This window comes from Streptomyces sp. NPDC031466 (assembly GCF_055581265.1).
Map to the genome: position 1 here is coordinate 696,955 of NZ_JBVIJT010000003.1, position 22,703 is coordinate 719,657.

At 70.0% G+C, this 22,703-nt stretch carries 11 protein-coding genes; 3 read left to right on the plus strand and 8 right to left on the minus strand.

Annotated features, from left to right (window positions below):
- Positions 1-46: 46 nt before the first annotated feature.
- The 8 genes from ACZ5GP_RS08865 to ACZ5GP_RS08900 form a co-directional block, all read right to left on the minus strand.
- Entirely contained in the window at positions 47-8,563 is an 8,517-nt protein-coding gene (locus ACZ5GP_RS08865) for a beta-ketoacyl synthase N-terminal-like domain-containing protein (RefSeq protein WP_468750128.1), read from the minus strand.
- Between the two features lie 226 nt (positions 8,564-8,789).
- Positions 8,790-11,207, minus strand: a complete 2,418-nt coding sequence (locus ACZ5GP_RS08870) for an SDR family NAD(P)-dependent oxidoreductase (protein WP_468750129.1) — start codon at positions 11,205-11,207, stop codon at positions 8,790-8,792.
- The gene (locus ACZ5GP_RS08875; protein WP_468750130.1) at positions 11,204-11,875 is read right to left on the minus strand and encodes a phosphopantetheine-binding protein; all 672 of its coding nucleotides are present in this window, start codon (positions 11,873-11,875) and stop codon (positions 11,204-11,206) included. Before ACZ5GP_RS08875 ends, ACZ5GP_RS08870 begins: the two co-directional genes overlap by 4 nt.
- Positions 11,876-12,067: 192 nt before the next feature.
- Positions 12,068-15,019, minus strand: coding sequence for a beta-ketoacyl synthase N-terminal-like domain-containing protein (locus ACZ5GP_RS08880; protein WP_468750131.1), 2,952 nt, complete (start codon positions 15,017-15,019; stop codon positions 12,068-12,070).
- 530 nt (positions 15,020-15,549) lie between these two features.
- Positions 15,550-17,001 carry a PfaD family polyunsaturated fatty acid/polyketide biosynthesis protein gene (locus tag ACZ5GP_RS08885; protein ID WP_468750132.1) on the minus strand — a complete coding sequence of 484 codons (1,452 nt, stop codon included), beginning with the start codon at positions 16,999-17,001 and terminating at the stop codon, positions 15,550-15,552.
- Between the two features lie 292 nt (positions 17,002-17,293).
- A complete protein-coding gene (locus ACZ5GP_RS08890; RefSeq protein WP_468750133.1) occupies positions 17,294-17,533 on the minus strand; it encodes a response regulator transcription factor in 240 nt (79 codons plus the stop codon).
- Between the two features lie 323 nt (positions 17,534-17,856).
- Entirely contained in the window at positions 17,857-19,251 is a 1,395-nt protein-coding gene (locus ACZ5GP_RS08895) for a wax ester/triacylglycerol synthase domain-containing protein (protein WP_468750134.1), read from the minus strand.
- Positions 19,252-19,308: 57 nt separating this feature from the next.
- Positions 19,309-20,928 carry a S15 peptidase family protein gene (locus tag ACZ5GP_RS08900; protein WP_468750135.1) on the minus strand — a complete coding sequence of 540 codons (1,620 nt, stop codon included), beginning with the start codon at positions 20,926-20,928 and terminating at the stop codon, positions 19,309-19,311.
- A 455-nt stretch (positions 20,929-21,383) separates the two neighbouring features.
- Here ACZ5GP_RS08900 and ACZ5GP_RS08905 point away from each other — a divergent pair, with 455 nt between their 5' ends.
- The 3 genes from ACZ5GP_RS08905 to ACZ5GP_RS08915 all read left to right on the plus strand — a co-directional run.
- Positions 21,384-21,629 (plus strand): transposase, encoded by a 246-nt coding sequence (locus ACZ5GP_RS08905; RefSeq protein WP_468750136.1) that lies wholly within the window; start codon positions 21,384-21,386, stop codon positions 21,627-21,629.
- Positions 21,630-21,679: 50 nt separating this feature from the next.
- Positions 21,680-22,000: an IS3 family transposase gene (locus tag ACZ5GP_RS08910; RefSeq protein WP_468750137.1), complete on the plus strand. Its 321-nt coding sequence runs from the start codon at positions 21,680-21,682 to the stop codon at positions 21,998-22,000.
- Positions 22,001-22,254: 254 nt separating this feature from the next.
- Positions 22,255-22,703: transposase family protein (locus tag ACZ5GP_RS08915; protein ID WP_468750138.1), on the plus strand; the 449-nt coding region annotated here is incomplete at its 3' end.

Below are 22,703 nucleotides of genomic sequence, written 5' to 3' on the forward strand. Positions count from 1 at the left end.
TGAGCCCCGTCGTCAGGTGGCCCTGTGGCGTACCGGCAGGCGGGCCTCACACCGGTCCCGTGACGAGTCGTCGGGGTGCGCGCAGCCTCTCTCCGCTGCTCCGCGCCGCCGGGTCCGCGAACCGTTTGCGTACCTCGCGTGCCCAGGCGGTACCGGACACGGAGCTGTGGCCGCCGAGCACCGCCTCGAAGGACCCCCTGGGCCTCGGCAGGCCCCGGACCAGTGCGAGAAGCAGGGCGTCGTCCGGATCCTTGCCGGCATACGCGGGATGGCGCGTGGCGTGGGCCCGGGCGTCGTCCAGCGCGGTGGAAACGACGACAGCGGGTGGCGCGGGCACAAGGGTGAGTGCGGCCAGCGCGGCTGTCAGCCGTGCCCCGTTCTGGACGGTACCGGCGGGGCAGGCCGCGGCCACGTGATGCGTGGTGCTCACCCGTAGAGCGCCCAGGGCAACGTGATTCTCCAGCCCGTCGGCGTAACGTACCGGCTGGAAGCAGACCGGGTGCACGGGCACCCCGGCGCGGCCGGCCGCCTCAAGCACTGACTCCGACTGCTCGGGGTCGGCGCCTCCCGCACTCACGGGGAGGACGGCGTCGGCGCCGTGCGCGAGGTGGGTCAGTACCCGCTGCGCCAACGGTGTGTTGTCGCGGGTGCAGGGACAACGACGGAGATCGGTGCGGGTGCCAGGGGCGTCGAAGAGCAGGCGCAGAAGCCCTTCAGTGGTGCGGGTGGGAGCCGGGAGCAGCGTCTGCTGCCCACGCAGGGCGGAGTTGGCGACCGCCAGGACGAGCGCCGCGGGTTCCTGGCCCGGCCCATGGACGTAGAGGCGGCCGGGAGTGGGCGAACCGTGCGGAGACCGCGGCGCCCGAGCCAGCTCCTGCGATAGGCAGATGCCGCCGAGGAAGCCGCGGAGCAGGGCCGAGAGAAGGTCCAGTGCGGGCCAATCGGGGCCGTTCTGCGCCGCCCACCAGGCAGTAGGCCGGGCCAGATCGAGAGAGGGCGGCGCGGCGTCACGGACGTACACCCGTCCATCTCTCCGCCGCACCGAGAGGTGATGTGTCGTCAGGGGCAGGTTGGGTGCCTGTGCCTGGACGCGTGCGACAACGTTCACCAGCCGGGGATGGACCGAGCTGCGACGGGCAACGTGTTCCCGTACGGCCACCGCGAAGGGCAGTTCTTCGGCCGCCATGTCGTCTGCCAGGCCGAAGACGTGTGTCAGCGTGCGTGGGAACCAGTCGAGAGACCGCAGAGCCTCTTCGGCCAGCATGGTATGGGACCCGCGCACCTCACTGATGCCCTCGACGGGCAGCTCGGCCTCCCCGCGCAGGAAGGACAGACGGTCCTGCGGAGAGTGGACTGCCAGCCTTCCCGTGTCCATCATGCGTACCTCCAGCCGCATGGTGACCAGTGGCCGCTGCCTCTGGTACAGCCCGATGTCGATCAGCGGACGCAGCGGGTCGTCGTCCGCCAGCCCGGCGTACCTGGCCTCGGCACGCACCGGTCCGTGCGAGGCCATGGGCGCATGGCGGCGCAGGTGGAGGAAACGACGGGGGAAACCGACGTGACCGGGGGGGATCCTGGGTTCCCACAGCTCCAGCTTCTGGAACGGCACCACGTGCAGCGCGCCGTCGAGCAGGCCCGGGTGCAGGGTCGCCGCCGGCACCGTGCACCGGCGCGGGTCGAGCACGCCGCTGCTCCCCGTGTCGCCCATCCGCAGGGCGACCAGCGAGCGGAACGCCGGTCCGTGGAAGAGGTGTCCCTCGGTGTAGGGCGAGCCGAGTACCGGACGGGAGCCGGACAGCGCGGGCGGCGCTTCGGGCAGCGGTGACGGTTCGTGGCGGACCTCCGCCCGGGCGACCAGCTCGTACCGGCAGAGCGCGGGCCGCCCCGCCTCGCGCCAGGCGAAGAGCTCGACTGTCGCGCCGCCCTGGCGGGCCCGTACCTCCGTCCTCAGGTGGCACGGCCCGCGGAGCACCACCCAGCGGTCGAGGACCAGCTCCTCGAGCGAGTGGCAGGTGCGACCGGTGTGCCGCTCGGTCGCCGAGGCCAGCACGTCAGCGATGACGGTCGCGGGCAGAGCGGGGTCGGCGCACGTCGGACGGTGGTCGCCGAGCCAGGTCTCGACGGCCGGGTCGAGAGTCCGGGCACCGAAGTGCTGGGGGAGTGCGACGGGTTCGGTGTCCGTCACGCGCAGGGTGATGTTGTCCACGCGATACGCCCAGGTTCCGTCCACGCCGAGCCAGCCGTCGGCTACGGCGTAACGTCCCTCCGCGGTCTCACCGGTTTCGGTGATCTCCAGGCGGAACTGGACCCGGCGCGACGTGGGGCTGACCTGTCCGCGGTACTTCCAGGACAGGGGTTTGCCGGTATTTGCCGCTTCGAAGCGCGGGGCGCGCATCCCGGCACCGAAGCCCTTGTCGATCAGCAGGACGCGGAACAGTTGGTACAGGCCCTCCACCCCGAGCGATCCCGGTTGTACGGGGTCCTGGAAGAAGTGCGCCCTGAAGTACCAGTCGTCGGCCCTGACGTCCTTCTCGCCACGGATGCTGCCCAGCCCGGCCGCGCCGCCCCCTGTGTCGCGGTGAGTGGCCCGTTGGGGCACGACCAGGCGGCTGTGCCCGATCCTCAGCGGACCCCCGCAGTATTCCTCGGGGCGGGTCGTGAGGTCGACGGGAGGCGGGCCGGCATGCGCCTGATCGGCCCGAGGTTCCGTGCCGTCGGTCGGATCTTCCGGCTCGTGGGCACAGGAGGGAGCGGGCAGACCGCTGGCGGATTCGAGAGCGCCGGGTGGGAAGAACCCGAAGCTGGCGGTGCAGTTGAGCACAGGTACGCCGTCCGCGGCGCATTCGATGTCGAAGAAGGTGAGCACCATCTCGTTGGCCACCGTGTGTCCGGTGAGTTTGACCCGGGTGCGCAGCGTCCGTGTGCCTACGGACACGGCTTCCAGCAGCGTGGTGGCACCGTCCAGGTTGCGGAAGTGCAGGCCACGCCCATTGTCGGGGGCACAGCCCGCGAACTGTGCCAGCCAGCCACACGGTTGCAGGGCGGCTTCCATGAGCAGGGCCGTGGGGAGCGTTCCGCCGCTGTCCTTCCAGTACCACGCGTCGGCGCGCAGATCGAACTCCGCCTCCACCCAGCTGCCTTCCGCCGGCTGCGCCGCCTGCGCCCCCAGCGCGACGATCCGGTCCATGCACAGGTAGGGCGGTCCGGGCAGGCGCGGAATCGTGCGCCCGTCGTCCTCACCGACGAAGACCGGACCCAGGTACTGACGTGCCGAACCCCAGGCCAGGCCCAGCATGTAATCGCGGTCCAGCGGCGTGCCGTCCAAGACGTACGCCTGCCCTTGCGGCTCCACCCGGGCCAGCTCGCCCGGATCGACGGGCATGGGGGGACACTGCTCCGCGGGCAGGGACCGTGCCTGGCCCCGCCACTGGGTGAGCGGGGTATCGGGAACCAGCCTGAGGGCGAGACCGGCCGCGTGAAAGGACGCCCTTCCGTCGATGGTGCACAGCAGATCCGCGCGCAGGACGGGTTCCGGCCCCTCCTCTGCGCCGGTGACGAACAGCTCGTAGACCAGCAGCGAGTTGGCGGGCACCGCCTGGCCCCGGCACCGCATCCGCACGGGCTCCGCCAGGACAGGCTCGAAGCGCCAGCCGTCCCGCGACGTGGTCAAGCCGAGCGCCGCCAGGTAGAAGGCCATGGCCTGGTAGCCGCCCTCGAGCATCAGGGTGCCCGGCATGCACGGGTCGTCGTGGAAGTGCCCGTCGAAGAACCAGGCGGACGGGGTCAGGCCCAGTTCGGCGCGCAGGTAGCCTGCGCCGGTAGGCCCGCCCCGCGGAGCGAAGTCCGTCACCTCCTGGAACAGTTGCAGTTTTCCCGCGCCGATGCGGGGGGTCCGCAGATGGGTACGGGTGATCTCCCATCCGGGCCCGAAGCAGTCGGCGGGGCTGCCCAGCGCGAAGGCCCGCACCTGTGCCGGGGAGAACGCCCGTACCGCCTCCCCGGTCGGCGGCAGCGGACCCGTGTCCGTGGCACGGGACAGTTCGGACGGCCGCCACAGCACGCCCGGGGATTGCGCCAGCTCCGCGTCGGTGAAGAAGCCCGCCTGGGCGTTACGCACGCTGATGCGCAGCTCGTCCCCCAGCCAGCAGTCGTACTGGAAGAAGAAGAGGCGCACGCCGGCGTGTTGCACGTGCCCGGTGATTTCGATGCGGTAGGTGAGGGTCTCACCGGGCTGGGGGAGCGGTCCGTGGAAGCTGAGGTCGCAGCGGAGCAGCCGGTAGACGCGGCCGTCGTCCGGGCCCAGGTTCACCCCGAGCCAACTGACCAGCAGGAGGTCCGCCTGGCCCGCTTCGACCATCAGCGCCGGAGACATGCGCCCGGCGGGGTCGAGGTACCAGGCGTCGTGCGTGACGTCGGTCTGCGTCCAGATCACCCCCCTGCCCATGGTGGCCGGCTCCGCCTCGATGGAGGTCACGCGGTCGACCAGCAGCATGGGTGGCGTGGGCAGCCTCGTCTGGCGACGCCGCCCGTCCTGGTCGCGGAAGCGTGGACCGAACAGGTGGGAGATTGGGTTCTCGGCGAGGTACTCAAGCTGGTCGCGGTTGAACAGAACGGCCGGGGGGTGGCCCTGTGGGGCGGGGGTCGGTTCGGCCGAGGTCGCGGCGTCGGTTGTAGGTCCGGCCGGAGTCGTGGCCTTGGTCGCGGGTCCGATCGTCGTCCGCGTCGGGGAGATGGCGGAGGCGGACTCCTCGCGGGGGCGGGGGGTTGTCGAAGCTTGGGCCCGGCCCTGTTCCGAACCGCGCTTTTGCGGTTGCTCCCGTTCCCGGGACCGCGCCTCTGCCGACGAGACGAGGACGGCACGGGCCGCCGTGGCGAGGTGTGTGGGCGGCGGCGAGAACCGCCGCGTCAGGGTCTCGTGGTCCACCTCCACTCCAGCTGCGGCCAACTGTGCGGCCACGTCGAAGACTTGGGAGAGCGATCGGGCGGGGGACGCGTCCATCGCCACCGCGAGATGGTCCCTGCCGTGCAGCGTCTCCCCGATCCAGTTCGTGCAGACCTGCTTGGGCCCGTGCTCCACGAAAACGCGTGCCCCGCGCGAGTAGGCGTCGAGTACGGAGTCGGCGAACTCCACGGTGCCGGTCGCCTGCGCGGTCAGCGCGTCGGCGAGGGAGTCCGCGGTCGGAACCACCTGCGGAGTGCCCGTGGCGCAGGCGTAGAAGGAGGCGCCCGGCTGCGGGCTGAGCGGCCGGTGGTGGAAGCTGCGCCAGGCGGCGGCGACCTCGTTCAGCTCCGGTGCGTGCACGGCGACGTCGTACTCGAGGCGGAAGGCGTACCGGGGACGCAACCGCTTCAGCACTCTCTCGCAGCCCGCCTCCTCACCACCGATGTTGCAGCTCTGTGGGCTGTTGACCGCGGTGAGGTGAACAGCCGCCTCACCCGTCAGTGCCTCCTCGACCTGCTTGCGCGAGGCACCCACCACGTGGGTGGCCCATCGCGTACCTGTGATGCCCCGCCTGCGCCAGTACGCGCGCACCGCGCTGCACGGACCGGTCAGGGCGCCCGCGAACAAGGGGTCGGCGACCGAGTCGGCGATCACCGATTCGAGTCGTTGCCAGTAGTCGAGCGAGATTAGCGCGCTGGTGGCCCCCGACGAGTAGCCGATGACGCTCTGCGGCCGAAGGCCCAGGGTGTCCCGGGTGAGTGAGGTGTGGACGACGCTCAAAGTGGTCGCCGCCCAGATCTGCTGCATGGCGGACAGATCCTCCGTACCATCCTTGTCCGCGTTGTCTTTGTCGAACAGCCACTGCACCAACGGCCCCAGCGGTCCGCCGCAACGCTCCGCGAGGGTGCTGAGGGTGTCGGGCAGCGCCAGCATCAGCGAACGGCCCATCTCGGGGTAAGAGGCCGCGCCCCCGGTGTAGACGAAGGCGACCGAGCCCTCCAACGGCGTCTCCCGGTGGTGCACCCCCGCCGGGCGTACACCGCCCTGGCGCAGCCACCGGGACGCGGCTCCCACCCGCTCGCGCAGTTGCCCCTCCCCTTGGGCCAGGACGACGAGTCGGGCGGGACCACCCCCGCCCTCGTGGAAGGCGTGGGCGTTGTCGAGGAGGGTGGCCGTCCCGGAGCCCCGGTAGACGTGCAGACGGGGTGACGGCTCGACGAGGCAAGCACGTGGCGGACTGGGTGCGGCGTGCAGGCGGAGACGATGGGCGTCCGCCGAGTCGGCCGGCCGCACCACGACCTCCGCCGTGCGCTCACCCAGCCACGGGCAGGCCGGGGAGCCGAGTCGCGGCAAAGTGGCGCGATCGAGGCAGATCACGGCGATCGCGACCGACACCAGGGCGTGCGCGCAGCCCGCGTGGCCGACCAGTTCGGACACGTTCAGATCGGTGCGTCCGCATTCCGGGAGGGGGGAGACGTCGCCCACCGTCAACGGCGCCCCGAGGTCCGGCAGCCGGAGAGCACCGGAGGCCGGCGCGGCATCGGCGGGCAACCGGGCGAGCACGCGGTCCCCGTCCCGGGCGGCCTGCTCGGAGTCCTTGAGGACGAGTACTACGGCTGCGTCCACGGGGTCCACCGGCCGGCCCAGAGCTGCCGGGATGTTGCGGTGCACCGGCTCGTCGGGGGCCGCTACCGCCCCAATGATCGCGGCGTCGCTCTCCCCCGCCCGGATCGAATGGGCGGCCAACCGCAGCGCGGTGAGTCCCGGGACCTCGCCGTCCGACAGCGCGAAACCGCACCCGGTGAGGCCGAGGGAGGCGTTGATCTGGTCGGCGATCGTGGCCTCGGTGTGCCGCAGCACGGCGTTCGTGGTCAGAGGTTCGAACTGCGGACCGTCTTGGCCGACGGCGGAGCCCGGGGCGGTCGCGGATGTGGTCGCGGAGTCGATGGAGGACGCGGTCGGGGAACCGGTGGACGCCCCCTCGCCCGAAACGGTGTCCGGGCCGGAGCCGTCACGGTGAAGAGTGTTCCAGCGCTGCCGGAAACCGGCGGTTTCCGGGGCGCCTTCCACCCCCACGAGGACGAGCGTGCGTTCCCGAGGCAACCGCACACCGGCCGTCGCCTCCTGACAGGCGCCCATGAGCAGCGCCTGGTGGGAGAGGGCCCCGGCATAGGCGGCGGACGGGAAACGCAGGTCCTGCGTGGGGAGTTCAACCTGGCTTACGAAGGGGGCGGGCTGTCGGTCGGCGGTGACGAGCCGGCGCACCAGGTCTTCGACGGACCGGCCGCCCGCCAGTCGGACGCCCAGACCCACCACCGCAATCTCGGCCGCATCCTGACGCCCCGCAGGTAGGGAGTGCTCCTGGGAGGTGTCCCGGTGCGCGGGCCGTGTGTGTGGGGGAGAAGCGGGCTGCTCGGGGCCGGGAGTGGCCGCCTCGTCCTGCTCGTTGGGCATCGAGGGTCCTCTCTGCTGGGGAAGGCACGGGAAGGCGATCGCCCTGGGAGCAATGGGGCGTGCGGCGCCCGAGAGGCGCGTACGGGCGGACCTTGGAGGCGGGTGGGAGGCGGGCCGGGCTTCGAGGACGAGGCGGGCGTTGTTCCCGCCCAAGCCGAAGGCACTGAGCCCCGCCGGCCGCGGACCGGTCCAGGGTTCGGGCGTGGCAGGCAGCCGGAATGGGCTGCTCCGCAGTGTTCCGGACGGCGTCTGTATCCCGCTGACCGGCGGGGTGCCGCCCTCCTCCAGCGTGACTATCAGCTTGCGCAGTCCGACTGGGTCCGAACTCGCCAAGGCGTGAGCGGCGTTGGCCTTCACCGCCCCGGTGGGGCGATCACGGACCTCAGCGACATCCCGGGCCGTGCTGCGGATCTCCGCACTCTCCGCCAAGGGAGTGTTCGCGGCGTGGAGTTCCAGGAGACCGACGTCCTCAGGGGTGAGCCCGGGCTGCCGGTACGCCTGGCGCACCACTAGGTTTTGGATCTCCTCGTTCGGAGTGACGAAGCTGCCGCGCCGGTCGTTGTCGGCCCACCCGATGCCCCGCACGACACCGAGTACCGGAAGCCCTCCGGCGAGCGCGTCCGCCATCCGTACGAAGGTGACGAAGGCGGCGCCTTCGGCGGGAACCAGACCGTCCGCCGCCTGGTCGAGTGGACAGCTGTGCCCGCGCAGACTGAGCGCGGAGAGCACGGTGACACCTATGTGCATGAAGAGGTTGTCCGCATCGCTCACACCGCCCGCGACCATGACGACGGCCTCGCCCTCGTGCAGCCGGTCGCAGGCAATCTTGACGGCGTACGGCGACGAAGCACACGCGGCGTCGAGGAGGAGCGACCCAGCACCGAGGCCGAACGTCCCGGCCGCCTGCACCGCCGGCTCGCCGGAGCAGAAGGCGTTGCGCAGATCGATGTCGGGCACGGCCCGGAAGGGCGCGAGCGTCTGACCCATTCGCCTGCGGGTCGCGACCAGGTGGGTGAACGCCTCGGTCGAATGAGAGAGGTTCCCCATGACCAAGCCGGTGCGGGGATCGCAGGCGCCGGAGACCACCACACTCCACAGCGCACCGGGGTTCAACGCGCCAGGCGGGACGCAGCCGCGGCCCATGACGGCGATCAGTGCAAAACTCATGAAAAGCCTCGTTCGTCGAGCCGAGCAAGGGAAGTCGGCGAGGTCGTACGGGTCACTGCTCGGAGCGGTACGGGACGGTGTACGGGCGGTGCCGGAGGCACAGGGGGCGGTTCGGGTCGCAGGCTCTTGGCCAAGCCGTATGCAGAGGGAGAGCGGCGGGTGCACACGGCGTCTCACGCGCATCGCTCTGTTGGCTTCGCCGGCGCTCGTCAGCCTCCGCCCCCGGTCACCTCGGGCGGACGATGAGCTGGATACCGCTCAGGGCCGCCCGCAGCCCGCCGTCGGCGTCGATCAGGACGGCGTCGCACTCGGCGCGCATCCGGCCGGCGCGGAGAGGAGTCACCCGGCAGGTGACTGGTCCGGAGGCGGGACCCGGGCGGTGCACCTCGCAGCGGTCCACTGCCATGGGCAGATTGGGTCGGCCGGTCACCTGTTCGCCCCACACCACGGCGAGTTGCACCGCGCCGTCCATCAGCGCCGGATCGGTACGCCACGGTTCGCCGGCGTCCCAGCCCAACTCCCGCAGACCGAGCACGGTGCCCTGCGCTCCGGCCGGCTCGCAGTAGGCGATGTCCTGGAGCGCCTGGTGCAGGGGCCCGTGGAACCGGTTCTCGCCGCCGTACCGGAAAGGCCCGCTCACGGGCTGCTGCGGGCCCGGGAGGTGGGGCGCTTCCCGTGGAACCGCCGGTGGTGTCAGGGCGCCGACCGAACCCACCGCGCTGAACTGAGGGTGACCGTCGGGCCGCCCGAGCCGCAGTGCATACGTCCCATCCGGGCCAGGAAAGCGCTGGACGCTGAGCCATTCAGCGTCCGGATAGTTGTCGAGCGCGAGTTTGCTCTGCACCTTGACGTCCCTGAGCAGGAAGGGGCCGTCCTCCCCGGGCGGAACGATCGTGCGTGCCATCCACTCGACGGCGGTGGCTACCGGGACGACGACCCGGCCCATGATCGCGTGGTCAGCCAACTGTGGCTGGAGAGCGCCGTGGGTCAGTAGCGTGGCGGTCAGCTTCCCCCCGTCGGGGCCCGCTTCGCGTTCCGGTGATTCCTCGCCCCAGCTGAAGACCTGCCGTTCGTCGGGGACCAGCACCACATGGGCGGGACCCGATCCCGCCGCCAATTCGGTTGCGAACGCGCGGGCCCCCTCCTCGACCGGAATGAGTGCCACTCCCCGGTCGGTGAAGTGCTCCTGGAGCTGGGGTCCCACCATGCCGCCGCACCACGCTCCCCACGCCATGGACACCACATGGGCGCCGGGTCGTTGCCTGGCGAGGTGGGGGGCCAGGTGGTCCATGACCGCGTTGGCCATCGCGTAGTCGCTCTGACCGTTGTTCCCCACCAGGGCGCTGACCGAGGAGAAGAGGCACACGGTCCGCAAAGGATCGGTGGCGGTGGCGTCGAGGAGGTTTCGCAGGCCGGCCACTTTGGTGGTGAAGACCCGTTCGAACTGCTCGGGAGTCTTCTCCGCTACCGTCTTGTCCGCGATCACTCCCGCGGCATGTACGAGACCCGTCACCGGACCCCATTCGCCTCTGGTCTCGCTCAGACAATCCCGCACCGCCGCGGCGTCTCTGACATCGACTGCGCGGTACCGCACGGTCGCCCCGGCGCGTTCCAGTCTCTGCAGCGTGACGCGGATCTCCCGCGAGGCGAGCAGACGCGCGGCTGCCGCGCGTACCTGCGGCAGCGGCCTGGACGTGCCTGCGGCCCTGTCGTACTCCAGCAGCGCCCTGACGAGCAACGGCTCGTCGTCCAGTGCGGCGAGCCGGGGGTTCTCGGTCACCAGAGCCGTACGGCCCAGGAGGAGCAGCCGGGGAGAACGCCCTGTCGCCAGCGCGGCCAGACAGTCTGCGGTAATGCCCCGGGCCCCGCCCGTCACCACCAGGAAGGAACGGCGGTTGACGGCCGTTCCTGGACTTTCCGGGATGGGTGGAGCCGGCGTGAAGTCGCGCACGTACCGCTCACCGTCGGCGGCGAGGGCCACGTCTCTCTCGTCGCCCCCCAGGAGCAGTTCGTGTGCGAGGGACTGTCCGGCTTCGGCGAACGGACGCCCGCCGCGCTGGAGGTCGATGGCCTTGACAGTGACCTTTGGCCACTCCCGGTCGGCGGTCCTGGCGAGGGCCGCCCCGCCGTTCAGCCAGGCACCCTGGCCCTGTCGGCCGGAGAGCCCGAAGTCACCGCCGCCGTCGTGGACGAGTACCACCGACTCGACGGCCGCCGGAGCGCGGGTCAGCAACCCGAGCTGACGAAGCAGTTCACCGTGCAGCAGGGGCGACGCCTTGGGGGGCTGCTGCAGATTCTGCAGAGCATCCAGCAGGATCAGGCAACTGGTGTCCGGGGGCAGCTCGTCGAGCGGCAGACCGGGGCGCACCGTCCGGGCCCGCACACCACGGGTGACCAGGGTGGCGACGACCGCCGTGGCGATGCCCTTGTCGTCGTCGGTGACGAGCACCTGCCCCGACAGACCGGGGAGTGCGTATCCGGGTGGCTGGTGCGCACGGGCCGTGAGGGCCAGTCGCGTCAGTCGGGGCGGGGCAGTGATCACCCCGTCGCCGTGCGTGAAGCGGTCGTCGGTCATGACATCGTGGCCGGTGACGACATCGTTGATGGCGAAGTCGTCGTCGGTCGCAAGCTCGTCGTTGGTCACGAAGCCTGCCCGTTCGCGGCCCCGGTGAGCTCACCGAGCCGCGCGGCGACATCGGCGATGGTACGCAGCCGTGCCATTTCCGCCCCGTCGGCGTCGTCCAGCCCCGGAACCTGGTCACGGACGATCGCAAGGATCTGCACTCGCTTGATGGAGTCGATGCCCAGCTCCTCCTCCAGGGACATGTCCGGGGTGAGCGCGTCCTCGGGATATCCCGTGACATCGGCGATCACCGACACCAGGAGTGGAGTGAATTCCGTCGCCCTGTCGGCCTGCCCGGTGCCGGAGTCGGTCTTGCCGGCCGGCTCTGTTCCGGCGGGAGCCGGTGCCGCGGAGCTGGAGAATGCGGTCCCGGGGGGCGGCGTCATGGGCTGCTCGCTGGACCCCGAAATGGACCCCGACCCTGAGTCGGTACGCGAGGCATCCGACTCCGCCGTCGGGGAACTGCGGTCCGAAGCGGTGGCCGTGTCGTCAGCCGAGACACGAGTCAGGAGGGTGTGCAGCTGGTTCAGGGTGGTCAGGGAGGATTTGTGCTGCTCCTGGAGCTGCGTGAGAGGACCGAGCAGGCCGCGCAGCACGGCCGGCAAGTCCGCGTCGCCCTCAGACGTGGGGCTCATGCCACTGCTGCCGTTGGGAAATGCGGAGTTGTTGTGCTGCGAGAGGGAGGTCATGAGTGCTCCTTGGGGTGGTCCGAGTGGTGTACAGGTGACGTGAGTGGGGCGGTTGAAGGGCGGGCGCGAGGGGCACCGGGGCTCGTCAGGGCGGCAAGATTGCTCCTTCTGTGGATCTCTCCCGCCCCCTGTACGTCTCCGGCGGTCGCTGCTGCTCGCGGCTGGGGCACGCGGCACGGGGCGGGCGGCGGCTCAGGACACCGACGAGCGGGAACCAGCGGCCGTACGGCGTGCCGGAAGGGCAGTCTGTTCGGCGGCGACGGGAGGGTAGGGCCTGCCGTAGTTGCTGCCGCGGATGGGTACGGTCATCCCGCTTCGGCCGAGCCTGTCGGCCGGCGTGTCGGTAGCGGCCGCGTACGGGGCCCATAGGGGCGCGAAGTCGAGAGACCTGGCGCGGTGCACGGCGAGTTGCGCGAGGGTGTCCTGGAAACCGGTGAACGAGTCGGTTCCCCGGTGATCGACCGCGACGGCGAGGTGAGGCCGGTCGCCGAGGTTGCGTGAGACGAGGCGGCTGAGCGTGTTGCCTGCCCCGAGTTCGATGAAGTCGTGCACCCCGCTGCGGCACATGGCGTCCACCTGTTCCGCGAAACGGACCGGCGACACCATCTGGGACCCGAGTAGACGCCGTACGGCGGCGGGCTCACGCGGATAGAGTTCCGTGGTCACGTTGGACCACACGTCGACACGAGGCGCCCGCAGGGCGGTGACGTCGAGGAAGGCGTCGAAGGGCGCCGCGGCTGCGGCGACGGCAGGGCTGTGAAAGGCGGCGCCCGTGGGCAGCTTGGTGGCGTGCACCCCGGACCGGGCGAGTGAGTCCGAGGCGTTTTGGATCGCTGCGTGCTGCCCGGCGAGTACCACCTGCTCGGGTGCGTTGAGGCTCGCCAGCCAGAGCCCCTCGGGCAGTTGGGCGCCGAGCAGGTCCGCCAAGCGATCGGCCGAGCACTCGACGGCCAGCATGCCGCCCGGTTGCTCGGCCCCGGCGGACGCCATGAGTTCACCGCGGCGGGCGGCCAGCCGGAACAGGGTGTGCGCGTCGTAGGCGCCGGCGGCGTGGAGGGCGACGAGCTCACCGAGACTGTGTCCACCGGTGCAGTCGGGACGCAGGCCCATCGACGTCAGTACGGAAAGCTGGGCGAGGCACTGTACCGCCAGCGCCGGTTGGGTGTGTTCGGTCTGCGCCAACGCCTCGGCCTGCCTGCGCCGGGCGGCACGGCTGAGGGCGGGCGGCGGGAACACCAACCGATGCGGGGCACAACCGAGTTCGTCACCCCAGTCCGCAGCGCGGTCCCAGACCGCGAGCGCCTGCGGACTGTGCAGGGCGAGTGCCGCGCCCATACCCACGTACTGGCTGCCCTGGCCGGAGAAGAGGAAGGCGAGCTTGCCGGGTTCGGTGACCGGGCCCGCGTAGTGCGCCCGCCCGGGATGCGAGACGCCGTGTGCGGGTTCGTCGCGGAGGTGGTCGGCCATCGAGCGCAACCGCTCGATGGCCTGGGCACGGTCCGCCGCGAGGACGGCTAGCCGGTAGGGATGGCCCGCGTCGAAGGAAAGCTGCGTGGTCCGTGCGTCCTCGCTCAAAGGCGCACTGGAACCGGAGAGCCGCAAGGCCGCCCCGGCCAGCTCCGCGGGCGAGTCGGCGCCGAGCAGCAGGAGTTCGCTCGTCACGGACCGCAGCAGGGGCGTCACGACCCGTCGATTCCCCGGCCGGTACTCCTCCGCCGTCACGTGGAAGTTACTGCCGCCGAATCCGAAGCTGGAGACCGATGCCCGTCGGGGGTGGCGGCCGTCCCGCACCCAGGGGCGCAGTTCCGTACTCACGTACAAGGGACTACCGCAGTCGGCGAGGAGCGGATTCGGCGCCGACACCTTGATGGTGGGAGGGATCGCGCGCTGGTGCAGTGCGAGCACTGCCTTCAGCAGTCCCACCGCGCCGGCCGCTGACTTGGTGTGGCCGAGCTGGGACTTGACGGACCCGATGGCGCACCACGGCTCACCGGTGGACTCGCCGGGCCTGTCCTTGTCGAACACCTCCACCAGAGCGGTGAGTTCGGCGGTATCGCCCGCCTTCGTTCCCGTGCCGTGCGCCTCGACCAGTTCTACGGTCGAGGGGCCGTATCCGGCTTGCTGGTAGGCGCGTTCGAGGGCGATCTGCTGCCCTCGGGGGACCGGCGCGTAGATCGCGCCACCGCCTCCGTCGGACGAGGAGCCGATCCCCTGGAGAACGGCGTACACAGGGTTGCCGTCGCGTTCCGCGTCGGCCAGCCGTCGCAAGGCGAACATGGCGAGTCCCTCACCGAGCATCGTGCCGTCGGCCTCGTCGGAGAGAGGCCGGCAGTCCCCCGAGGGGGAGAGCGCCGGGGTCTTGCTGAAGCACATGTACATGGCGATGCCGTTGAACGTGTCCACCCCACCGGTGAGGACCGTGTCGCACCTGCCCAGCTGGAGTTCGGCCACCGCCATGGACAGGGCGGCCAGGGATCCGGCGCACGCCGCGTCCACAGTGCAGTTGGGGCCGTTGAGGTCGAACCGGTTGGCGATGCGTCCCGCGACCACGTTGCTCAGCAGACCGGGGAAGGTCGCTTCCTGCCAGGGGGTGTAATGATCGGCGATGGCGTCGCAGAGCCGCTCGGCCTGCTCATCGCCGATGCCGTGCTCCCGCATCGCCTTGCGCCAGACGGGCCGTTGGAGCCGGTAGCCCATCTCGGTGAGCTGTTCCAGCCCGGAGGCTCCCAGGATGACGCCGGTGCGTGCCTTGTCGAGCGCGGACAGGTCATTTCCAAAGGCGTCGCACAGGGCCAGTTCGGCGGTCATCAGCGCGAGCAACTGCGTGGTGTCGGTCGCCGGGATCATCTTCGGCGGGATCCCGTACGCCAGCGGGTTGAAGTCCACGGGATCCAAGAAGGCCCCCCGGGTGGCGTAGGTGCGGTCGGGGGCCGCGGGGTCGGAGTCGTAGTAGTCGTCGACGAGCCAGTGGGAGGAGGGCACCTCTTGCATGAGGTCGCGGCCCGAGGAGACCGTGCGCCAGAAACCGGTGGTCGATCGTGAGCCGGGAATCAGCGCGCTGACGCCGACGACGGCGATGTCGAGGGGTGAGGTGGAGGGGGGAGGTGTGTGGGCGGGGTCAACCCGGGTTGACAGGGCGGTCATGGGAGCTCCGTAGAGGGTGAGGGGCCCGGAGGGGCCGGGTGGACACGGCGGGATCCTGCGGCGACGGTTGTACGACCGGACGTTCCGGGTGAGGGGCGGCTGCCCACGTGCGGGCGGGGGACCGGGCACGGTCCTACGCGCGTGGGCCGACGGGGCGCGGGGCCAGGGGACACGAGAGGCGAAGGCGTGTGTGTGGCGTGGTGGTGGCCCGAGGCCTCCGGCCGTGCGGAGCCTGGGACCATCGGGGAGAGGCCGGGTGCCTACGAGTTGGCGCCGTGACGCAAAGGGAGGCGTGCCCGAAGTACGGGCTTCCGGCGGGGCTCGCGTGGGCCGGGGCCGGTGCCTTCAGGACGGGGTTTGTCGCCGACCCAAGCTCCGCAGGGCGCGAGTGCGCTGCCGGCAGCCGTGGATGTACACAGAGTTACTGCCCGTCCGAGTGTTCTGCGTGATCTGTCCGAGTCTGTCCCCGGGCTGATCTGCCTCCCCTCCGGGGGGTGTCCCTCCGGTGGCTGTCCGGGCGGGTACTTCGGCTACGCTGACTGGCGCAGCGGACGCGGCTGGAACGTCCACGCTCGGGCGGGCACCCGGACGCCGTGGGCGCGCAGTTGCTGGGCGCGGGTGAGCGAGGCCGTCCCTTCCAGCAGGTTGAGGCCCACTTGGACCACCGAACGCTTCCGGGTGTCCGCGAGGAAGCTCCCGGCGACCCAGTGGTTGAACGCGCCCAGTGCGGGGCCGCACCACAACTGGTAATCCACGGCCCGGCTTTCCTCGCCCCGGATCGCCCAGTGGCTCGATCGGCCCAGGTACCACCGGAACAGCAGGGCCATCCGGTGCTTCGGATCGGAGGCGGCCCGTTCGGTCTCGGCGGGGTCGCGGTCGGCCCAGAACTTCTCGGTCTGTGCCCAGATGTCGGCGAGGGGGGCCCGGAAGATGTCGCGCTCGAGCCGGTGCCGCGTCCTCTCGTCGAGCTGCTCCAGGCCGTCGTGCTGGTCGTAGAGCCGGTGGAGCAGCCTCGCCCGCTGGGCGAACATCGTCCCCTTCCCGAGGACCTGCACCTTGATCCCCAGCTCGAACATGTCGGCGGCGGGCGCCATGACCATATCGGGGAGGTCGGCCGCGGCAAGCAGGGTGCGGGCCCGTTCGGAGATGCCGGACTCGCGAGCGGTCTGGTTGACCGAGCCGGTGACCGCGTAGGCCGCGCCCGCGGCGAAGGCGGCAGCCAGGGCGTGCGGCGTACCGAGGCCGCCGGCCGCACCCACCCGCACGGTGTAGCTGTGGACCCGGGCCATGCTGTCGCGCAGCGCCAGCAGCCTCGGCAGCAGTGCGGTGAGAGGCCGGTTGTCGGTATGGCCCCCGCTGTCGGCCTCCGCGGTGATGTCCTCGGCCACCGGGATCCGGGCCGCCAGGCGTGCCTCCTCCGCGCTCAGCAGGCCCTTGTCCACCAAGTTTTCCAGCAGGGTGGCCGGGGCGGGCGACATGAAGGCTCTGGCGGTTTCAGGGCGTGAGACCTTGGCCATGACGCGTACGGGCCGGTGCACGGAGCCGTCGGGGCGTTCGGTGATCCCCGAGAGCGCCAGACGCAGCACAGAGGGGGTGAGATCCATGAAGGCCGACACCGAGACGGTGGGGACGCGTTCCCGCAACAGCAGCTCCGTGACGGCACGTTCGGCGGCCGGCTCGGTAGGGCTGTGGATGAGGTTGACCGCCCACCCGGGCTCGGTGCCGAGTTCCCTCCGGATGCATCCAACCGCCTTCTCGACCTGCCGTGCGGTCAGCCCCGCGGCTCCGAACACGCCGAGGAAACCGCCGCGTGCCGCCGCGACGACCATGTCCGTCGTGGCGATGCCGTTGGCCATCTCACCGACCACGTAGGGAAACCGCACTCCGTGCCGATCGGTGAATCCGCGGTCTCCCAGCCATTCGGGAAACAGTCCCGGCAGAATTCCCTCCACGCTCCATTTGTTGGTGTCCAGATTCTCCACGGAGTCCCCGTCAGGAAGGAAAGCCTGACGCCTTCCGTCTTCTCGGCGGCTCAGCACCCATACGTCCGAGCGTGGGCATTCGACTGCACGGACCGCGATTTCCTCCGCCTCGGACGTCATTTTCGCGTCCCGAAGTGGCAGTGGTTCGGCCGCAGGAGCATCAACCGGCACTTTCATTCTTTCTCCTCCATCTTTGTTCTTTCATTCTTCCAGTCGATTCGCGGTGGTAGTCGAGTACCTAAGTACTCGATCGTGCCCCGAACGTCGGGATGCGCGGCTTCCCAGCCGTGTCCTACGGGGAATGGGTAGGGTGCGTTCCGTGCTTGTGGGTCCAGTAGTAGGCGGCCTCGGTCCTGCTCTGCACGCCGATCTTGCGGAAGACGGTGGACATGTAGTTCTTGACCGTCTGTTCCGACAGGGCCAGTTCGCGCGCGATCTGCCGGTTGGAGTAGCCACGGCTGGTGAGTCGGAGTACCCGAATCTCCTGAGGGCTGAGCGTCGTCTCGGGGGCTGCGGGTGTTTCGGGTGCCATGGGGACCGCGGCAGTTCCGGAGCAAGCCTGTGTGTGGCCCGCACGATTGTCGAGGGCGGTGGCCGGTGCCGGCACCCGTGTAGGGGGATGAGCTGCTGACGGCAGCAGGTGTGCCAAATTGGAGTGCAGTTGCTGCACGGTCTCCGCCAGCTTCCCGACGGCGGTCAGGAGGTCATTGAGGCTGTGGCGGTGACGTTCGGCGTGTTCCGCGTGCTTCCTTGAAGGGCGGACTTTTCGCTTTTCCACGGATCATGCTCCTTTCACGCTGGAGTGATATCGATATGTTGTCGAGGCGGGGGATGGGTGCTGCGGTGTCAAGTTGACTACCGGTTACCGAGAGACAGGACTTCGTCCAAGCCTGCTCGAAGGGAACTGTGTAGCAGTTCCACGTCCTTTACTGCTCCCGAGTCAACATTCACACCGATGGCGCACGTTCCGTCGTATGAGCACATCGCTACGGAAAGTGCGCTGTTCACCAGCGGCGCGAAAGGCAGGAGTTTGGAGATCCCTTTACCGGCAATGCTTTTGCGCTCCTCGGGCCCGGGCACGTAGGTGCAATGGGCGTCGCTCTCCGTGACGAGGTCCGTCAACATCCGTACCGCCTTCACGGGCGCGGCCATCAGGGCGGGGGAGAGGGGGCCGAGTTGGTCGGGGTCGATCGAGGGCAGGGACCGTACTCTGCGGACCGACGCGTACGTCTGCTCAAGGCGGCGTCGCGGATCCTCCTCGCCGGTCGTACCGGCGAGCCGTACTCCCGTGAAACGGTTGCGCGCCTCACCCGGCCGTGCCGGCAGCGCGACAGCCACCGCCATGGGAACGCGGTCCCATCTGACGCCTTCAGCACGGTGGTAGTGGTGCAGGCCACCCACCACGGCCGCCAGGAAAGCGTCATGGGTCGTCCCACCGACGGTTCGCCCCGCCCGGCGCAACTCCTCCTTGGGAGCGGTGAGCGTTAGAAGCCTGCGGCTCTGGGAGCGTCCGACGAGGACGGGGGAGTGCGCGGCAGGAAGGCGGAGTGCGGAGCGAGATGCCTGAAGCCCCGCTCCCGCCCTGACAAGTTGCCGCAGGCCGCTTCCCAGGAAACGACGTCCCGCACTGAGGGTTCCCGCGCCCGCCCGCGGCCACGGGAGGAGCCCGAGGAGGGTGTCCGGAAGGGAAACGTCCGATGGTGGACCGTCCGTATTCTCCAGCCCCCGGGTGATCAGACTCAGCCGGTGCGCGCCGGGTCGCGGAGCGGTCTCGTCACAGAGAGAGGAGAACAGCTCCAGGGCGCGCAGACCGTCCGCCATGGCGTGGTGCAGGCGAATGACCAGCGCGGAGCCATCCCCCTCCATACCGTCCACCAGCAGCATGTCCCAGAGCGGCCGGTTCCCGTCGAAGGGGGCACCCACCGCTGCCTGCGTGTGTTCCAGCAACTCCGCGGTCCCGCCCGCACCCGGCAGGGTGGTGTGACGCAGGTGGTAGGAGAGGTCGATTTCGTCCAGGGCTTCCCACCGGGGGCCGCCCAACTGGAAACGCGGACCCACCACCCGGGACCGGAGCGACGGGTTGTGGCGTGTGCTGCGCTCAACTGTGGCGCTCAGCGCAGCGAAGTCCGGAGTTCCGTCCAGCACGGCGATAGCGACGACCGGTAGCCGGTGCCCCGATTCCTCGGCCCGCCATAGGAGCGCCTCGGAGGTAGTAAGTGCACGCGATGTTTCGCCGGCGGCTGCAGCCATTGAAGACCCTCTTCAGATTCCATGCGGACGGGGGAAAACGCAGTTCTGTGCAGCGGTTCAGTGCAACGGCACCGCGAGCGAGGCCGCGTGCTTCTGTGTCGAGTGGAGGACCACTCTGCTCAGCGGGCGGGTGGCGCCCACACAGGTGGGGTCCCAGGTCCCGACCACCAGCCCCAGCCGGTGGCCCACCGGTACGTCGTACACGGTGGTACGCAGGGTCACGCAGAATGGCATGGCCCCCTTGCCGCCGGTAGGCAGCGTCACCGCCCCCTGGCTGCACAGCCTGCCCGTACCCGAAGGCCCCACCGAGTAGAGGTGCGCCGTCAGCGTCACCCGCCGGGTAGGGCAGCTGACCGAACCCCGGAGCACCGGGGATCCCCGCAGTTTCCTCGGCCGCTCGAAGGCTGCCGTCGTCCACGAAACGGCGGCCGGGCCGGGGAGCAGAGGGAAGAAGACCGACGGGACATACCCGACGGTACGCTCGGCCAGCCGGGACAGCACCGGAACGCGGTCGGCCGCCCCGGACGGCAGCGCCCCCCACAGCCGGGCCTGCCAGGTGGAACCCTCGGCGCCCATCCGGCCAGGACCGAGCCACCGTGGTGGGCCCAACTCGTAGACCTGGGTGTGGGCGGGGGTGGAGAAGCGGCGGCCCACCGGCTGCCTCGTCGGAGTGTCCTGCCAAACGGGGCCGTCCAAGACCTCGACACCCTCCGTCGGGATGTCACGCGGCAGGCCGCGCAGTTCCTGGTCCAGCCACTCGCCCGCGCGACGCCACACTTCGCGTCCGGTCTGGCTCGCCAGTTGGGACCAGGGCAGCACGGGATGCTCATCCGGGTGCAGCAGCAACCGTGAGCGGCACGGCAACCGCCGGTGGAAGTCCTCCACCTGCTCCGGCCTGAGGATCGTGTCGTTCCACCCGGCGGCGAGCAGCACGGACAGTCCCGGCCGGTCGAACCGTTCGAGCTGCTCCGAGGCGGACCGCTGGACCGCCCAGGCATGCAGCTCGGAGCGCCCCAACCCGCTGTAGAGCAGCAGGGTCTTGCGCGCGAACTCGGACGAGAAGCGTCCCCTCAACGCACCCGCCACCAGGAGGCCGGAACTCAACCGGGGGGTGTCCCCGGCCATGAGTGCGGCGCCGAGATCGGCCCAACCGTCGACTGCTACCACGGTGGCGACGCGAGGGTCGGAAGCTGCGGCGAGGAGGCTGATGCCAGCGCCGTAGGAGAGCCCCACCGCGGCTACCCGCTCGGTGTCAACATGCGGGAGGTGCCGTCCCACCCAGTCGATCAGCGTGCTGAAGTCCTGCACGTCCGCATGAGTGGCCACGTCGACGCGCCCACCGGAGCCGCGGAAACCGCGCGGGGTGTAGACGACCACCAAGTAGCCCGAATCAGCGAGCCACTTCTGGAACCACGCGAAGCTGCGCGCGGAGGCGGCCCAGCTCGCCGGCAATACGACCAGCGGCTGCCCCGTTTCCTCCGGATGCCGGGCGCTCGTCACCTCGACGTCGAGCGGGAAACCGTCCTTGGTGAGTACCCAATGCCGACGAGCGTTCGTGCCGTTGGTTGCTGACAGGGAAGGACTCAGTCCCTTGGTTCGCGGAAGAAGACGGGAGGAGAAGTGGTGGTGCAGCCGCATGGTGTACCCATCGAAGAGAAACCAAAGTCTCCGTGCCATTTCACGGTAGGAGCGGATCGTTGCAGGGGCAACGAGTACCTTCTTACGGGTACGAAGGGAAGCTGTTTGTGCGGCCCGGACCATGGTTCGCAGTGCGAAGAAGAAGTAGTTTCGGGTATGCATGGTTTCGGGGTGCGCACGCAGGTATTCGCGTAGTCCCCGTTTGAGTGAGAGCCGTACCGCTCTTCGGTAAACACTCGCCGACAACGAAGAACCGCGCATCACCGGACGCCACCCGCTGTGTGTGCAACGGGCAGGGTGGCGGACCCTGCGTCCGGCCTGACGAAGTCCTCCTTGCCCATCAGTGAGATGTCCTTGAAGGGCTCTCAAAGGCGATTCCTTGGCGCGACTCCCAAACGGGCGGCCACGCGCCCTGCGGCAGGCGGGCCTTGACCCCTGATGTTGGACCCACGAGACACTGGATCCTGAGGATCTGAGGCGGACATCTCGTGGTCATGAAGAACTACCCGCCGGAGTTCAAGGCGGACGCGGTCGCGCTGTACGAGTCGCGGCCCGAAGTGACGATCAGGTCGGTCGCCGCCGACCTAAGGATCAATTCGGAGACGCTGCGGAATTGGGCTCGGGCTGCCGGAGCGAGTCGTCCCCGGGGACGCCGCCCGCAGGAACCGGCCCAACCGCCGGCCCCGCTGGAGGCGGAGAACGCGGCTCTGCGGAAGAATGTCCGCGAACTCGAGGAGTAGGGCGAGATTTTGCGGAAAGCGGCGAAGTAGTTCGCCGGGAAGACGCGCTGGTGAACCGCTTCCAGTGCGTCGCCGACCATCAGCGCCGCTACGGCGTGAAGCGGCTGTGCACCATCCTCGGCGTCAGCCGCTCGAGCTTCTACTACTGGCGCCGGACAGCTGCGGACCGGGCCGCCCGTCAGGTGGCCGACGCGAAGCCGGCCGCCCGGATACGGGCCGTGCACCAGGAATCGGACGGCACCTACGGAGCCCTGAGGATTACCGCCGAGCTCCGCGAGACGAGCGGTGAGGCGGTCAATCACAAGCGTGTCGCCAGACTCATGCGGGCGTCCGGAATCGAAGGGGTCCGGTTGCGCCGACGGCACCGCTAGATGGCGAGCTGGTGGTGCGGGACGACAATCGGCTGGTCTTCGCCTTCCTGTGCCAAGGCGACGCCCTGACTTCTCAACCCTCCACGCACGCTGGCCGGCCTGGACGCCTCAGCCGATCACGGGTCCGGCGCGCCGGCCTCAACGCGAAGGGCCCCGGATCTCGGGAACGAGATCCGGGGCCCTTGCGGTCCGGCATCGCTGGAGCTGGGGCTAAAGCGTGTTGCGGAAGGCTGCGTAGCGGGCATTTCCCCTGTATGCGTGGGGTGTTGAGGGTTCAGCCGTTGTGGGTGGAGACGTTCACGGGACTGCGGATGCGGCAGTTCGAGCGCCTGCTGAAGGTAGTGCGTGAACGGGGTGGAAACGGGCCCGGTGGCGGCCGTCCATGGTGCCTGCCGCTGGCTGACCGCGTGCTGCTGGTCGCCGTGTACTACCGCACGAACCTCACCATGCGGCAGCTCGCCCCCCTGTTTGGATGCTCGCCTGCGACGGTGTGCCGAGTCATCCAGCGGTTGCGGCCGCTGCTGGCCATCGAGCCGGCAGCGGCTCCGGCAGACGCGGTGGAACGGTTGTGGATCGTGGACGGCACCCTCATCCCGGTCCGTGACCGGAAGGCCGGGGCGTCATCACGCAACTACCGGTTCTCGGCGAACGTGCAGGTCATCATCGATGCCGACACCAAGCTGGTCGTCGCCGCGGCCCGCCC